The following is a 14,635-nucleotide window of genomic DNA, read 5'->3' on the forward strand; positions in this document are numbered from 1 at the left end:
AAGCGCCCGCCCCTCCCGGCGGTGTCAGTCGATGGCGATGCCGCGCTCTTCGAGCGCATTCACCATGTCGAGTTGCGTCTGCTCGTACGCCTCCGGCAGCGGTGTGCCGGCATCGACGGCGGCCTTGACGTTGTCGGTGAGCGAGGCGAACAGCGTTGACGACAGCGGCGGCCACACCCACGACGTGTCGACGTTCGCGTCGGACTCGGCGAAGACATCCCAGATGTCCTGGCCGCCGTAGAAGTCGAACACCTCCGGGTCGTCCTGGAGCGCCTCGATTTGGCTCGTGTCGGCGATCGCGGGCCATCCGGCGCCCACGTTGGTGAGGATGTTCACGCTCTCCGGGTCGGAGTTCAGCCACAGGGCGAACTCCGCGGCCGCCTCTGGGTTGTCCGATCCCTTGAGCACTGCACTCGCCGAGCCTCCGGCCCACGTGGCCGAGACGCTCTCGCCGGCCTCCCACTGCGGCATCGCGCCCACACGCCAGTCGCCGGCGGTGTCGGGGGCGGTGCCGCGCAGGATCGCGTCGGCCCACGAACCCGAGATCCATGTGACGACGTTGCCGTTCTGCATGTCGGCGTTCCACTCGTTGGAGAAGTCCGCCTCGATCTTCACGAGGTCTTCGTCAAGGAGCTTCTGCCAGAACTCCGCGACGGTCATCGTGTCTTCGCCGTCGATGTCGACCGTCCATGCGTCGCCCTCGATGCCGAACCACGTCGCGCCGCCCTGCTGGGCAAGGCCGATCAGCCACGGCGCCTGGTTGAAGGCGAAGGCGGTGATGTAGCGGTCCGGGTTGGACGCGCGGATGACCTTCGCGGCCTCGTAATACTCGTCCCACGTCTCGGGGTAGGCGATCCCGAGCTCGTCGAAGATGTCGGCGCGGTAGAACTGGCCGAGCGGGCCGGAGGCCTGCGGCACGGCGTAGACACGGTCGTTGAACTCGCCGGTCTGCCACTGCCACGGCACGAACAGGTCCTCCGAGTCGCTCACGTAGTCGGTGATGTCTTCGAGCGCGTCGTTGATGAGGAAGTCGGGGATGGCGTCGTAGCCGAGCTGGACCACATCCGCGGGGTTGCCCGCCTGAACGGCGGACAGCATGGTGGCGTAACCGCCGTCCGGGCCAGCGGTGATCGTCTCGAGCGTCACTTCGATGTCGTCGTGCGACGCGTTGAACGCGTCGACGGCACGATCGATGTTCGGCACCCACGACTGGAAGGTGATCTGCGCGGGATCGTCGGCGGTGTCGCCGCCATTCCCCGATCCCGAGCAGCCGGCGACCGCCAGCGAGAGCACCGCGGCGCCGGCGACGATGCCTGCGACGCGTTGTCGGGAATGAGAAGTGATGGACATACATGCTCCCTTGCGATGCGGACGAGACGTCCTCGTCTGTTCTGGTGCGCACCGAGACTATGGGCGTGAAGGGGGCCTGCCACATGGGCGAACCTGTGTCAGACCTGGACGATTCCGCGGGTCTGGAGAGGAGGTGAGTGGGTCGGGCTGTCGCTCGCACGACTCGCTCGACGATCGGGGCGGTGCGATGGGGCTTGCGTGCCGGTTTGACGAGCCCATGCGGTGAACAACGCAGGAGATTCGGGGACTCCGAGGCTCCCGCCGCGGGTCTGCGACGGTTTCGTCGGCAGATCTCCTGCGTTGTTGACGGGGTCGTGTCAGCCGGTGGCGACCAGGGGCGGCGCTGCGACGACAGTGACAGTGATCGATGCGGTGCGGCCGCTCTCGCCGATGAGGACAACCTCGTGGCTGCCCGGGGTCGTGTCGGAGGGCACGGCGATCGTGCCGGAGAGGGCGCCCGCGTCATCGGCGGCGAGGGTGCCGAGGCTCACCGGCGTCGAGTGCAGTTCGACCTCGACCTGCTCTTTCCCGAGGAAGCCTTCGGCGTCGAGCTGCAGGCTCTCGCCGGCGGTCACCGTCTGTCGATCCAGGCGGAGGCTCACGTTCGACAGCGACATCTCGACGTCGACGGTCGTGGTCAGCCCGATCCGCACCTGGGCGGTTCGCGTCACGGTTTCGAATCCCGCCAGCGAGAAGGTGAAGGTGTACTGGCCGGGAGCAAGCTCACGCAGGTGAAAGGCGCCGTTGGCTTGCGTGACGGTTTCCTGTCTCACGCCCGGCTGCGTCGGCTCGGCGACCACGGCCACTCCGGGCAGCGCGGCTCCGGATGCGGCGATCACGACCGACCCGCGCACGTCTCCCGTCTGAAGGTTCTCGTCCGAGGGTGCGGAGGTGGCGGACGGTGCCGGGGTCGTCGCGGGGGAGGAGCTCGACCCCGGGCTGGGGACGGTCTCGGCCGAGGCCACCGAGGTGCCGATGAGCGCCGCGAATGCGGCGGTGACAAGGGCGGCGATCAGTGCCGTGAAGCGGGAGCGGAGTGGTGTTCGACGCGCGGGCGTGGCCACAGGCGGATCCTTCAGTCGGGTGCGGAGAAGTTCCCCAACGCTATCGCCTCACCCTCGTGTCGGCCCCGGCGAGGGTGAGGCGCGCGCTTCGGGGATCACCCTCGCGGTGTTCGACGCGGGCTTCCCCCACGTGGAGCGCAATAGAGTGTCAGCAAGGTCCGCGGCACCCGAATCCGTGGGAATCCACTCCAGCGGAGGATGTCGTTGACGAACACCGTTCCGGGGCTCGACGCCCGGCCGCTTCGCCACGCACCGCCCCGCCGCCGGCCGCACACGCTGCAGCGGCCACGCGTGGAGGACGCGATCGAGCGCAGCGTTCATGCGAACCGCATCACCGTGGTGTGCGCCCCCAGCGGATTCGGCAAGACATCCGCGGTCGGCGGGTGGAGCGCGCAGCACCCCGGCCGGGTCGCGTGGCTGTCCCTCGGGTCATGGGATGACGAGCCCGCGCGTCTGGGTGGGCGGGTCGTCCGCGCCCTCCACGCGCTCGCCGCATCCGAACCGCGGCTCGGTGCCGTCGCCGGCGTCGACCCCGCCGAGATCGACAAGCCCGTCGTCTTCGACGCCCTCCAGGATGCGCTGGACGCCCTCGACGAGCCGGTGCACCTCGTCATCGACGATGCTCACCGCGCGGGTGACGCCCTCGCCGAGGGGCTGCTCGGTGCGCTCATCGAGTCCGGTTCCGACCGGCTGCGGCTGATCGTCGTCGGCACCGGCGGCGTCGACGCGAGACTGTCCCGGTGGATCGCGGGAGTACCGGACGCCCTCATCGGCGACGATCAGCTCGCCTTCGACGTCGACGAGATCGCCCGCGTGCTGGCCGACGACGACGGTAGGGAAGCCCCCGACGCGCAGGCGGTGTTCGCCTCGACCCGCGGATGGCCGATCGCGGTGCAGTTCATCCGCTTCGCCGGCCGGGCTGGTCGTGACGGCGACGGCATGGGGGTCGAGGCCTTTCTGCGCGACTACGTTCGCGACAACGTCTTCCGCGACCTTCCGGACGAGCTGCGCCAGCTCATTCTGGAGACGGCCGTGTGCAAGGAGCTCACCGTGCCACTCGCGGAGGCGGTGACCGGCCGCGCGGACGCGGGAGCGCTGCTGTCGCGCGCGTTGCGAATGGGCCTGTTCCTCGACGCCTTCGACGGTGGAGAGGCCACGATCTATCGGTGGCATCCCCTGTTCGCGCGGCTGTGTCGAGCCATCTCGGACGAAGAGGATCCCGGGCGCAACGAACGATCGCACCGCGCCGCCGCACGTCATCTCGAGCAGGATGACGCGTTCGCGGCGATCTTCCACTGGCGGCTGGCCGATGATCCGCGCGCCATCGTTCGGGTGATCACCGAACGGTGGGTGCGCATCGTGATCGGAGCCGACGCGGCAGCGCTCGACCGCATCTGCGCGGCCCTCCCCGCACCCCACCAGAACGACCCCGCGATCCTCCTGGTGCGCGCGTGCGTGCACGACGTGCTGGGGGCACCTCATGCTGCCCGGACCTTCCTCGCGCAGGCGGTCGCCGTCGCCGGCGACGAACCCGACCGGCGTGGGCGGGCCGCCTTGCTGTTCCTGGTGGGCTGGGCGGGCATGCGGCACCGGCTCACTCCGCGCAAGACCATCGACCATCTGCGCACCGCGGCACGCGAAGCGGATGCGCTCGGCGACGACGTACTGGCCGCTCGCGCGCGCCGGCTGCTGGCATTCGTGCTGGCCTGGGCCGGTGCCCTTCGCGACGCCCGCGGTGTGCTCGAGGAGCTCGGCGAGGCCGCCGACGATACCCGACCTTGGCTGGCTTCCGGCGGCGGCGCCGTGACGGTCGCTGCGGGGATGATCGCGTACTGGGCCGATGACCACGAGGCGGCGGTGCGCGATCTGCGTCGGGCGCTCGCGGGAGAGCGGGCGGCGTCGTCGTTTCGCGGCGTCGCCGGCGTCATGCTCGCCCTCGTCGCCGCGCGCTCGGGCGACGACGTCGCGACCGCACGGGCGGTGCTCGAGCTCGACGCGCTCCCGGGTGGCGACCGCCAGGGGGTGTCGTGGGGAGCCTTCCGGGCGATGGCCGACGCGGCGCTCGCCGACGCCGAGGGGCGCGCGTCCGAGGCGCTGGCGATCGCGCGCAGCCATCGGTCGGGCGATCTACCCCTGGTCAGCGTGGTCTTCGCGGAGCTCATCCGGCGTTCGGGCGACGCGCCGCGCGCACTGGAGATGCTGCGTTCGCTGGGGCCCTATCGCGAGGTGTCGTACGTGCGCTGCGCGACGCTTCTGACGGCGGCGCTCGTGCACGCCGAACGAGGCGCTCACCGGCTCGCCCACGAGTACGGCGAGCAGGCGCTGGAGATCGGCACGAGAGAAGGGCTGGCGCGACTGTTCGTGGGCGCGGAGCCCGCCATGCGCGACCTGCTCCGTGCGCACCTCGCACGGGGGACCGACTACGAGGATCTCGCCGCCCGAGGGGCGCGCGATGTCTCGGCGTCGGGCCCCGTTGCGACCCTGTCGCCGCGTGAGCGCGCGGTTCTGGACCTCTTGGGCACGAGCCGGTCGGCGAGTGAGATCGCCGACGCGCTGCAGCTGAGTGTCAACACGCTGAAGACGCACACCCGCTCCATCTACCGCAAGCTCGGGGTCAACTCCCGGCGGGAGGCGGTGCGCGCCGCGCGCTGAGCCGCCGCGCCTCGGTCTCACCCCGCCGCCGCCCGCGCCTCACCCCACGACGCGAGCGGGCCGCGGGTCGCCCCCTTAGTGTCGACGACGGTCGCCTTCGAGGGACGGCCGCGGCCGTCTCACCCGCGTTGGGGGCTGGTGAGCCCGCCGCGGCCGCCGCTGGATCGGCCGGGACGCCGACGCCAGGTCAGGCGTGAGCGCGAAGAGGCCACACGTCGAGTGCGTGCCGGCGCGCCGACGCCGACGCGGCGGCGACGGCGCCGCGGGCGACGACCTCGGCACCCAGGCTCGAGACCACGAGGTCGGGCGCGGGGAGATCCAGTCCCGTCGGCAATGCTCGCCGGGCGGAGGCCACCACCGTCTCGATTCCCGAGGCGATGGCACCCGACACGAGAACACGCTGGGGATCGAACATGCTCCCCAGCACGCTGACGATCTCGGCGAGGATCGTGCCGACCTGCTCGGCGATCGACACGGCGGCGGGATCCCCGTCTGCGGCGAGGGCGAGCACCGTTCGCGCGTCAAGCTGGTTCGGATCGACGGCGGCCAGGGCGCTGCCTTCCGCCGCCTCGCCGCGCTCGATCGCGTCGGCGGCGAGGCGAGCGATTCGCACGCCGAGCCCGTCGGCACCGCCCACGCCGAGCACGTGGTCGAACGCCACCATCTCGCCGACCCCGCCGTGGGCGCCGCGCAGCAGCCGGCCGTCGACGACGATCCCCGCCCCCAGCCTTTCCCCGGCCAGCAGCGTCACGTAGTCGTCGCACCCGACCGCACCGCCGGTCGCGCCCTCGGCTATCGCGGCGAGGGATGCATCGTTGTCGACCCTCACCAGCGGCGCCCAGGACAGCTCGTCGACGAGGTCCGGGTTCATTCGCGCCCAGAAGCCGTTGCGGTGCTGCGGTGACCGTCCGGCGGCATCGACCGGGGCGGGCACGCCGATGCACAGCGAGATCACGTCGTCGCGATCTCGGCCGGCGGCGGCCAGTGCCTCGTCGATGAGGGCGGAGATGAGGTGTCGGCGCCCGTGAGCGTCATCGCCGTCGACCGCGAGGGTGGTGCGGCGGTGGAGGAGGGTCTGTGATCGAAGGTCGGTGACGGTGACGGCGACGTGGGAATTGCCCGCATCCACCCCGACGAGAACGGCCGCGTCGTCGCGGAGGGCGAAGCGACGAGCGGGTCGCCCCTTGCGGTAGTCGCCCGCCTCGCGCGCGTTGGGGAGCTCGGAGACCAGGTCGAGTTCGCGCAGCGCCTCCAACGCTTCGATCGTCGTCGACCGGGTGAGACCGGTCGCCAGCATGGCGTCGGTGGCGGTGAAGTCGGCCGAGTCCCATGCGTAGCGGAAGACGGCATCCAGGCTGGCCGGTCGCGACGCCGTATCGCCGGCGGCGAGCCGCGCCTGAGCGGAGGGTGGGGACATGCCTCTTGACCTTTCGGGATGACTCTTGCCATACTGCCGTAACGGGCTTGATTTTTCGAGTAAATCTAATCAGCGATGATTTTGGAACCGTTCCAATGGAGGACGACGGTGTCACAGAGGACGACGACAGGGCTGCGGATCGCCGCGGCAGCGACCGTGGCGGTGACCAGCGCCGCGTTGCTGGCAGGATGCTCGAGCGACGGGCGCGAGACGATCCGCTTCACCTTCAGCAAACGAGAGGCGCTCGATTTCATGGGCGCACTCGTCCAGGACTACAACGCCTCGCAGGATGACGTGCGCGTGGAGATGGACACCTCCGGCGTCGATGTCGTCTCGGCGAGCTTCGTGCGCGGAAACCCGCCCGACATCATGCTCGCCAACTACAACTACGAGGTGGCCCGCTTCGTGCAGCGCTGCGCACTCAGCGACCTCTCGGGCACCGAGGCCGCCGCCGGCATCCGCGACGATCTGCAGCCGCTCATGGACCAGTACGGCGCGTGCCCGGGGCGCACGAGCGCGCTGCCCTACTCGGTGATGGCCGCGTCCGTCATCTACAACCTCGAGATCTTCGATGATCTCGGTCTCGAGGTCCCCGAGACGTGGGACGAGCTGCTCGAGGTCTGCCAGCGGCTGCAGGACGAGGGGGTCACCCCGTTCTATGCGACGTTCAAAGACGACTGGACCGTCGGGCAGGGCTGGTACGACTACTCGGTGGGCGGCTCGATCGAGGTCATCGAGTTCTTCGACGACCTCGCGGCGGAGGGGGCCGACGTCGGCCCGAATTCACCGGTGTCGTTCCAGGCGGACTTCGCCGACCCGATGGACCGGATGCTGCAGCTGACGAGCGAGTACGTGAACCCCGACGCCGCCAGCCGCGGCTACGGCGACGGCAACCTCGCCTTCGCGCAGGGTGAGGCGGCAATGTATCTGCAGGGACCGTGGGCGCTGGGGGAGATCGCCAAGACCTCGCCCGATCTCGACGTCGGCACCTTCCCGCTGCCGATGACCGACGACCCGGACGACCTCGCGGTGCGGGTGAACATGGACCTGGCCGCCATGATCCCCGAGGGGTCGCAGCACCAGGAGGCCGCGCGAGACTTTCTCGAGTTCCTGTATCAGCCGCAGAACATCGAGGCCTACAACGCGTCGCAGCTCGGCTTCACGCCCACCGACGACGCCGCGCCGCCGAGCGACCCCCGCATCGCCGGTATGCAGGAGTACTACGACGGCGGTCAGGTCTACCAGGGGCCATCGGTGCTCGTGCCCAAGACGATCCCCGTCTTCAACTACGCCCAGGCCATGGTGCTCGGGTCGGCGCCCTCGGCGATCCTCGCCACCATGGACGAGGACTGGTCGCGTCTGGCGTTCCGTCAGCCGGCACCCGTCGTCGACGAATCCGACGCCCGTGCGCAGACCGAGACGAAGGAGTCCGGACGATGAGCGCCACCTCCACCCTGCTCACCGGGGCCGATCGACGGGGCCGCCGGAACAGCCGCCGCGTCGAGCCGATCTACTACCTGTTCCTGCTGCCGACGCTGGCGCTTTTCACCCTGGCCATCACGGTGCCGGCGATCACCGGCATCTTCTTCAGCTTCACCGACTCCATCGGGATCGGGGAGTGGAGCTTCATCGGCTTCACCAACTACATCGCCATGTTCGGCGACCCTGCGATCCTGCAGAGCTACCTGTTCACCATCGGCTTCTCCATCGCCACGGTGATCGTCGTGAACGTCGTGGCGTTCCTCCTCGCGGTCGGCCTGACCTCTCGGGTTCGGCTGCGGATGGGGCTGCGAGCGGTGTTCGTGATCCCGATGGTGATCTCGGGCATCATCATCGCCTACGTCTTCAACTTCCTCTTCTCCAACTCGCTGCCCTCGATCGGCGCCGCCGTCGGCATCCCGGCGCTGGAGACGAGCCTGCTCGCCAATCCCGACCTCGCATGGGTCGCGATCGTCATCGTCACCGCATGGCAGGCGATCCCCGGCACCCTTCTCATCTACATCGCCGGGCTGCTGTCGGTGCCCGGCGACGTCTACGAGGCCGCCGACCTGGATGGTGCATCCAAGACGCAGCAGCTGCTGCGCATCACGCTCCCGCTTGTGGCCGGATACGTCGTCATCAACGTGATCCTCGGATTCAAGGGGTTCTTGAACGCGTACGACATCATCGTCGGGCTCACCAACGGCGGTCCGGGCACCGCCACCCGCAGCGTCGCGATGACCATCATCGCGGGCTTCAACGGCGGCGACTACGCCTATCAGATGGCCAACGCGACCATCTTCTTCCTCGTCGCCGTGCTCATCTCCCTCTTCCAACTCTCCCTCACGCGGGGAAGGAACCAGCTCTCATGACCACGCAGCCGGCGCTCTCCTTCGAGCAAGCAGACGTCTCCCTCCGCCGCACCGACCGTGGCGCCGCGCGCGACGCGGTCCGCCCGAAGGAGCGCAAAGAGAAGGTCAACTGGTCCGGAACGGTCATCCTGCTGCTGTGCAGCGTCACGGTTCTCCTGCCGCTGTACGTGACGGTGACCATGGCGCTGAAGACGACCGGACAGGCCGTCGACGGCAACGCCTTCTCGCTGCCGTCGCCGATCAGCTTCGACGGCTTCGTCGAAGCGTGGACCCTCACCCGCTTCCCCGTCGGTGCCGCCATGTCGGTGCTCGTGACGGCCGGCACGGTGGCCGCCACGATCGTGCTCGCCGCGTTCGCGTCGTACGCCATCGTGCGCAACTGGGAGCGGCGGCTGTTCCGCTACTCGTTCTTCTACCTGCTGGCGGCGATGTTCATCCCCTTCCCGGTCGTGGCTCTGCCGCAGATCCAGCTGACCGGTCGCCTCGGCCTGGACAACCCGTTCGGGGTCATCCTGCTGGCCACGATGTTCCAGCTGAGCTTCAGCGTGCTGCTGTTCACCGCGTTCCTGCGCTCGATCCCGATCGAACTCGAAGAGAGCGCGCGCATCGACGGCGCGACCACGTGGCAGACCTTCTGGAAGCTGATCTTCCCGCTGCTGGCACCGATGAGCGCCACCGTCGGCATCTTCGCCTTCCTGTACGCGTGGAACGACTTCATGATGCCCTCGCTCATCATCTCCGACCCGGCGCTGCAGACGCTGCCGGTGCGACAGAACCTCTTCCAGACCCAGTTCAGCAACAACTACAACGTGTCGTTCGCGTCGTACCTCATGGCGATGGCGCCGGCGATCGTCGCCTACCTCTTCGCCCAGCGATGGGTCATGGCCGGCGTCACCCAGGGGGCAGTCAAGGGCTGACCGGCCCGACGCCCCGTTCCGCACCCCAGACCCCGAAAGGACTCACCTTGTCACTGTCTCCGACCGCCGAAGACGTCCGCCTCGACGGCAGCACCGCGCCGTGGTGGCGTCAGGCCGCGGTGTACCAGATCTACCCGCGCAGCTTCGCCGACACCGACGGCGACGGGCTGGGCGACATCCCGGGCGTCACGTCGCGAGCGGACTACCTGGCCGCTCTCGGCATCGACGCGGTCTGGCTCAGCCCGTTCTATCCGTCCGACCTCGCCGACGGGGGCTACGACGTCGCCGACTATCGCGACGTCGACCCGCGGCTGGGAACGCTGGAGGACTTCGACCGCATGCTGGTCGCTCTTCACGAGCGGGGCATCAGGGTCGTCGTCGACATCGTGCCGAACCACACGTCCGACCGACACGCCTGGTTCCAGGAGGCGCTGGCGGCGGGCCGGGGATCGGCGGCGCGTGAGCGATACATCTTCCGCGAGGGGAGCGGACCGGATGGGTCGGAACCGCCCACCGATTGGGTCTCGGTCTTCGGGGGGTCTGCCTGGGAGCGGGTCGCCGACGGCCAGTGGTACCTGCACAACTTCGCCCGCGAGCAGCCGGACCTGAACTGGGACCATCCGCAGGTGCGCGACGACTTCGTCACCACACTGCGCTTCTGGTCCGACCGCGGTGTCGACGGCTTCCGCATCGACGTCGCCCACATGCTCACGAAAGACCTCACCGAGCCGCTCCCCTCCAAGGACGAGCTCGCCCTCATCCCGCAGGACGGCAACCACCCGCTCATCGACCGCGACGACGTCCACGAGATCTACGCCCAGTGGCGCGAGGTGTTCGACTCCTACGATCCGCCGCGCACCGCCGTCGCCGAGGCGTGGGTGCACCCGTCGCGCATCCACCTGTACGCCCGCCCCGAGAGCCTCGGCCAGGCGTTCAACTTCGACTTGCTCGAAGCGGACTTCGACGCCCGGAGCTTCCGGTCGATCATCACCGAGAATCTCGCGCTTGCCGCCGGGTCGGGGTCGTCGAGCACCTGGGTGCTGTCGAATCATGACGTCGTCCGGCACGCGACGCGGTACGGGCTGGTCACGCCGACAGCCGACACCGGGATGCCGACGCGTCACGGCGGTCAGTGGCTGATCGACGGGGGAGCCGAAGAAGGGCTCGACCGTGAGCGGGGACTGCGTCGCGCCCGTGCGGCGACGGCGTTCATCCTCGGGCTTCCCGGGTCGACCTACCTCTACCAGGGCGAGGAGCTCGGCCTGCATGAGGTCGCCGACATTCCCGCCGGGCAGCGCCAGGATCCGACGTACTTCCGTACCCACGGGGCCGAGATCGGCCGAGACGGATGCCGGGTGCCGCTACCGTGGACCGCGGAAGGTGCCTCGCTCGGTTTCGGTGACGCCGCACCGCACCTGCCGCAGCCGGAGTGGTTTGCACAGCACGCGGTCTCGAGGGAGGAAGCGGATCCCGACTCGACTCTCCACTTCTACCGCCGGGCGCTCGCGCTGCGGCATGCGCTGCAGACCGACGAAGGCCTCACCTGGATCGAAACCGGTCGCGACGATGTGCTGCACATCGCGCGGCCGAACGGGTGGCAGGTGGTGACGAACTTCGGCGGCGAGCCCTACGCGCTCACCACCGAGGCCGCCGACGAGGTCGTGCTCGCGAGCGGGGCGACGCCCGACGGCGTGGTCGCGGGGGAGACGACGGTGTGGATCGCGACGGGGGACGCCCTGCCTGCGTGAGCGGGGGTGGCGGATGTGGCGGCCGCGTCAGGCCGCCTCATCCGCCCCAGACGCAGAGCGGACCCGGAACCAGAGGCTGATCTCGCGCACCGCGCGCATGATGCGGGTGCTCTCGGCCGAGGCGTCGAGATCGGCGAACGTGTCGCGGAAGCCGTCGGGCAGCGCCGTGCGCGGTGTCGACATCGGCTGGAAGCCCATGCTCCAGTCGGAGAATTCGCGCGCCTCGATCGGTTCGTCGAGGATGACGCTCATGTCGGTGTGGCGCGGATCCGCCCGGATCTCATCCGCCAGATCGTGCACCGCACCGCTCGCGCCCTCGAGGATCTGTACGAACTGGCCCTCGCGGTACAGCAGCATCCCGGTCACGTCGAGGCGGGCATTGTTTTCCCGAGCGCGAGTGAGGATGCCGTGAAGGGCGGCATCATCCAGCGGCGCGGTCGCCGTGCTGATGTAGACGAGCGAGATGAGCTGGTCGCTGTCCGGCGTCGACGGAGTCGCTTCCGGCGGAGTCATACGGCCGCCTCGAGGGGTGCGTCGGTGTGGTGGTCGATGAGCACTCTCATCGCCTCGAGACGTTCCGTCGCGGCGCCCACACGCTGCGACCGTCCGTTGAAGACGAGGTAGGTGCCGTCGGCTTCGCGGTCGAGGTATCCGAGGAACACCCCGTCGCGGTTGGCCACGTAGAAGCCCTCCTCGACGCGCGACCACGCGATCCCGTAGCCGCGTCGCTGAGGAGCGGGGAGGTCTCGGACAGGCGGGCGGGAGGAGATCCGGCGATCGGGCATGCATCCATGCTCGCTTGGAACGTCGTCCGGTGACGGCCCTTGCGTCGCGGCGGAACTTGTGCCATCCCGGTGGGCGTGTTGTCGTCGCCCGCACGTAGAGTCATGCCGTGAGTGACTTCGAGGGGCTGCCGCTTCCCACCGCCGAGGAGAAGGAGGTGTCGTTCCTCTCGCGCCGAGGTAACGAAGTGATTCTCCGTCTGATCGACACGGACCGGTTCGAGGTGAAGGTCACCGAGCATCCCGACTACACGGCGGTCCTCACACGGCACGCGCCCGATGACTTCGAGCTGCAGCCCGTTCGCGACGTCGACGGGGTCGCCGACGACGGCATCACGGCGCACGAGCTCTGGGAGAGGTTCTGACGAACGTGCATCCGGCGGGCGCCCGTCGTCGGAAGACACTGATGACCGCATGCGTCGCAACCTTGGAGGTAGACCGTGTCCACGTCGACGACGACTCGAACCGATCCCACCACGCGCGGGCGTGACCTCGCCCGGCAGATCATCATCCTCGTCAGCTCCGTGCTGGCGATCATCGCGGCCTTCATCGGGTCGGGGGCGTTCTTCGGAACCCCGATCCAAGAGGCCGCCGGCGGTTTCCTCGACGCTGACTCGACCCTCACCGCCCCAGGAACGGGAGCGTTCCGCATCTGGAGCGTCATCTACACCGGCATGCTCGCGTACGCGATATGGCAGGCGCTGCCCGCGCAACGCCACGACACCCGCCAGCGCATCGGCTGGTGGGTCGCGGCATCCCTGATTCTCAATGCGGTGTGGATCGGCGTCGTGCAGGCCGACCTGCTGTACCTCAGCCTGCCGGTCATCGTGCTGCTGCTGGTCGTGCTGTGCCGCATCTTCGTCACCCTGCGCCGCACCGCGCCGAAGAACCGGGTCGAGGTCGTGGTCGCCACGGGGCCATCGGGCTGTATCTCGGATGGGTGATCATCGCGACCGTTGCGAATGCCACCGCGATCCTCGTCGCCGCCGGGTTCGACGGGTTCGGCATCGCTCCCGAGATCTGGTCGTCGCTGGTGCTGGCCGCCGCCGCAGCGGTCGGCATCGCGCTGGGGTTCTGGGGCGGCGGCCGTATCGCGCCGGCGCTGTCACTCAGCTGGGGGATCGCGTGGGTCGCCGTCGCCCGATTCACCGACGAGCCGTACTCGCCGGCGACCGGTGTCGCCGCGATCGTCGCGGTGGCGCTCATCGTCATCGCCACGCTGTTCGCGCGCTTCCGCCACGCCCGTCGCGCACACGCCGATCGCTGAGCGAGCCCCGTTTCGTCTCGTCGCTGCGCTCCTCGCTCAACGAACGGGGGTGGCGGCGGTCAGCGCACGCGGAGGGCGCCGGGTTGCATCGACACCCGGAAGGCGCGGGCCTCGCCGATCTCCTCGCCGTCGATCTGGAACACGCGAGGCGCCGGCAGTGACACGTGGATGCTGTGGGCGCGGCCGTGCGTGATGTCGTCCGTGTCCGTCGAGCCGTCGTCATCGTCGCGGCGGATCATGCGACCCAGATTGCTGTCCCACAGCATCGTCGTGAGAGTTCCCAGCCAGGGGGCGAGCCCATCCGCGCTCAGCATCAGGAAATCGAGCTCGCCGTCGCCCGGGTCGGCATCAGGCAGCAGGGCGAAACCCGCCTGCAAGGTGCCGCAGTTGCCGATGAGCAGGGTGTGCCCGGTCTCGTCACGACCGGGCTCGTCGTCCACGGTGAGTTCGAACGAGACCAGGTCGCTGGCGCGGAGCGCCCGCCCGAGGGATTCCACGTACGCCAACCAGCCGGCCTTGCTCTTCAGCCCCTCATCGGTCTCGGCGATCATGTTCGCGTCGATGCCGAATCCGATCATCACCACGAAGGCGTGCCGCTCCGCCCCCTCGGCCAGATCGACCTCGACCCACCCGACGTCGATGCCGCGTGGCGTGCCGGTCGCGGCTCGCTCCACGGCGGCCGGCACGTTCCGCAGCGGCACGTCGAGGTTGCGGGCGAGCAGGTTTCCGGTGCCGAGAGGAACGAGACCGAGGTCGACGTCGGCCCGCACATCCGCGAGATGCTCGGCCACCGCGCGCACCGTGCCATCGCCGCCCGCCACGATGACCACCTCGGGCGCCGTTGCCAGAGCCTGGGCCGCGACGCCCTGGCCGGGGTCGTCCACGGTCGTCTCGAACCACGCGATCTCGTCAGCGTCGAAGACGCGCAGCAGTGGCTCTTCGAGCGTCTCCCGGTCGGTCTTCGATGGATTCCACACCATGGCGGCGCGCACAGCACTCATATGGCGAGCGTAGGGGTATCGATGAGCATGTCTGTCCTCACACGAATGCCCCGTCGATCGACGGGGCATTCGGTCGGGATCGCAGG

At 69.2% G+C, this 14,635-nt stretch carries 14 protein-coding genes; 8 read left to right on the plus strand and 6 right to left on the minus strand.

The features are described from left to right. Window positions 1-24 precede the first annotated feature (24 nt). Both ACGG9C_RS14445 and ACGG9C_RS14450 read right to left on the minus strand, forming a co-directional pair. Entirely contained in the window at window positions 25-1,350 is a 1,326-nt protein-coding gene (locus ACGG9C_RS14445; protein WP_194383694.1) for an ABC transporter substrate-binding protein, read from the minus strand. A gap of 317 nt (window positions 1,351-1,667) precedes the next feature. Next, window positions 1,668-2,414, minus strand: a complete 747-nt coding sequence (locus ACGG9C_RS14450; protein WP_071045537.1) for a carboxypeptidase-like regulatory domain-containing protein — start codon at window positions 2,412-2,414, stop codon at window positions 1,668-1,670. A 204-nt stretch (window positions 2,415-2,618) separates the two neighbouring features. Here ACGG9C_RS14450 and ACGG9C_RS14455 point away from each other — a divergent pair, with 204 nt between their 5' ends. Then, window positions 2,619-5,066 carry a LuxR C-terminal-related transcriptional regulator gene (locus tag ACGG9C_RS14455; protein ID WP_194383693.1) on the plus strand — a complete coding sequence of 816 codons (2,448 nt, stop codon included), beginning with the start codon at window positions 2,619-2,621 and terminating at the stop codon, window positions 5,064-5,066. 187 nt (window positions 5,067-5,253) lie between these two features. On the opposite strand, the gene ACGG9C_RS14460 is transcribed toward ACGG9C_RS14455, so the two are convergent. Continuing rightward, complete coding sequence (locus ACGG9C_RS14460; RefSeq protein WP_071045540.1) at window positions 5,254-6,483, minus strand: ROK family protein; 1,230 nt, start codon at window positions 6,481-6,483, stop codon at window positions 5,254-5,256. A gap of 108 nt (window positions 6,484-6,591) precedes the next feature. Here ACGG9C_RS14460 and ACGG9C_RS14465 point away from each other — a divergent pair, with 108 nt between their 5' ends. From ACGG9C_RS14465 to ACGG9C_RS14480, 4 genes are read left to right on the plus strand one after another with little or no spacing between them, the layout of a single operon-like run. Continuing rightward, window positions 6,592-7,923, plus strand: coding sequence for an ABC transporter substrate-binding protein (locus tag ACGG9C_RS14465; RefSeq protein ID WP_390178780.1), 1,332 nt, complete (start codon window positions 6,592-6,594; stop codon window positions 7,921-7,923). Next, complete coding sequence (locus ACGG9C_RS14470) at window positions 7,920-8,834, plus strand: carbohydrate ABC transporter permease (protein WP_071045542.1); 915 nt, start codon at window positions 7,920-7,922, stop codon at window positions 8,832-8,834. Before ACGG9C_RS14465 ends, ACGG9C_RS14470 begins: the two co-directional genes overlap by 4 nt. After that, window positions 8,831-9,751 carry a carbohydrate ABC transporter permease gene (locus ACGG9C_RS14475; RefSeq protein WP_194383691.1) on the plus strand — a complete coding sequence of 307 codons (921 nt, stop codon included), beginning with the start codon at window positions 8,831-8,833 and terminating at the stop codon, window positions 9,749-9,751. The genes ACGG9C_RS14470 and ACGG9C_RS14475 overlap by 4 nt, the downstream gene beginning before the upstream one ends. 47 nt (window positions 9,752-9,798) lie before the next feature. After that, window positions 9,799-11,499, plus strand: a complete 1,701-nt coding sequence (locus ACGG9C_RS14480) for a glycoside hydrolase family 13 protein (RefSeq protein ID WP_228480809.1) — start codon at window positions 9,799-9,801, stop codon at window positions 11,497-11,499. Window positions 11,500-11,526: 27 nt separating this feature from the next. Here the strand turns inward: ACGG9C_RS14480 and ACGG9C_RS14485 are convergent, their stop codons facing one another. Continuing rightward, the gene (locus tag ACGG9C_RS14485) at window positions 11,527-12,012 is read right to left on the minus strand and encodes a BLUF domain-containing protein (protein ID WP_071045543.1); all 486 of its coding nucleotides are present in this window, start codon (window positions 12,010-12,012) and stop codon (window positions 11,527-11,529) included. Continuing rightward, a complete protein-coding gene (locus tag ACGG9C_RS14490; RefSeq protein ID WP_071045544.1) occupies window positions 12,009-12,284 on the minus strand; it encodes a hypothetical protein in 276 nt (91 codons plus the stop codon). Before ACGG9C_RS14490 ends, ACGG9C_RS14485 begins: the two co-directional genes overlap by 4 nt. 107 nt (window positions 12,285-12,391) lie before the next feature. Between ACGG9C_RS14490 and ACGG9C_RS14495 the strand changes: the two genes are divergently transcribed. From ACGG9C_RS14495 to ACGG9C_RS14505, 3 genes are all read left to right on the plus strand, one after another. After that, window positions 12,392-12,646, plus strand: coding sequence for a hypothetical protein (locus ACGG9C_RS14495; protein ID WP_194383689.1), 255 nt, complete (start codon window positions 12,392-12,394; stop codon window positions 12,644-12,646). A gap of 75 nt (window positions 12,647-12,721) precedes the next feature. Next, window positions 12,722-13,225, plus strand: a complete 504-nt coding sequence (locus ACGG9C_RS14500) for a tryptophan-rich sensory protein (protein ID WP_336510677.1) — start codon at window positions 12,722-12,724, stop codon at window positions 13,223-13,225. Beyond that, window positions 13,222-13,548 (plus strand): hypothetical protein, encoded by a 327-nt coding sequence (locus ACGG9C_RS14505; protein WP_336510676.1) that lies wholly within the window; start codon window positions 13,222-13,224, stop codon window positions 13,546-13,548. The genes ACGG9C_RS14500 and ACGG9C_RS14505 overlap by 4 nt, the downstream gene beginning before the upstream one ends. Window positions 13,549-13,607: 59 nt before the next feature. Here the strand turns inward: ACGG9C_RS14505 and ACGG9C_RS14510 are convergent, their stop codons facing one another. After that, complete coding sequence (locus tag ACGG9C_RS14510) at window positions 13,608-14,549, minus strand: diacylglycerol kinase family protein (RefSeq protein WP_194383688.1); 942 nt, start codon at window positions 14,547-14,549, stop codon at window positions 13,608-13,610. Between the last annotated feature and the right edge of the window lie 86 nt (window positions 14,550-14,635).

Origin of the sequence: Microbacterium sp. MTN4-26 (assembly GCF_042846595.1) — a bacterium.
In the GTDB taxonomy this organism is placed as follows: domain Bacteria; phylum Actinomycetota; class Actinomycetes; order Actinomycetales; family Microbacteriaceae; genus Microbacterium; species Microbacterium luteum.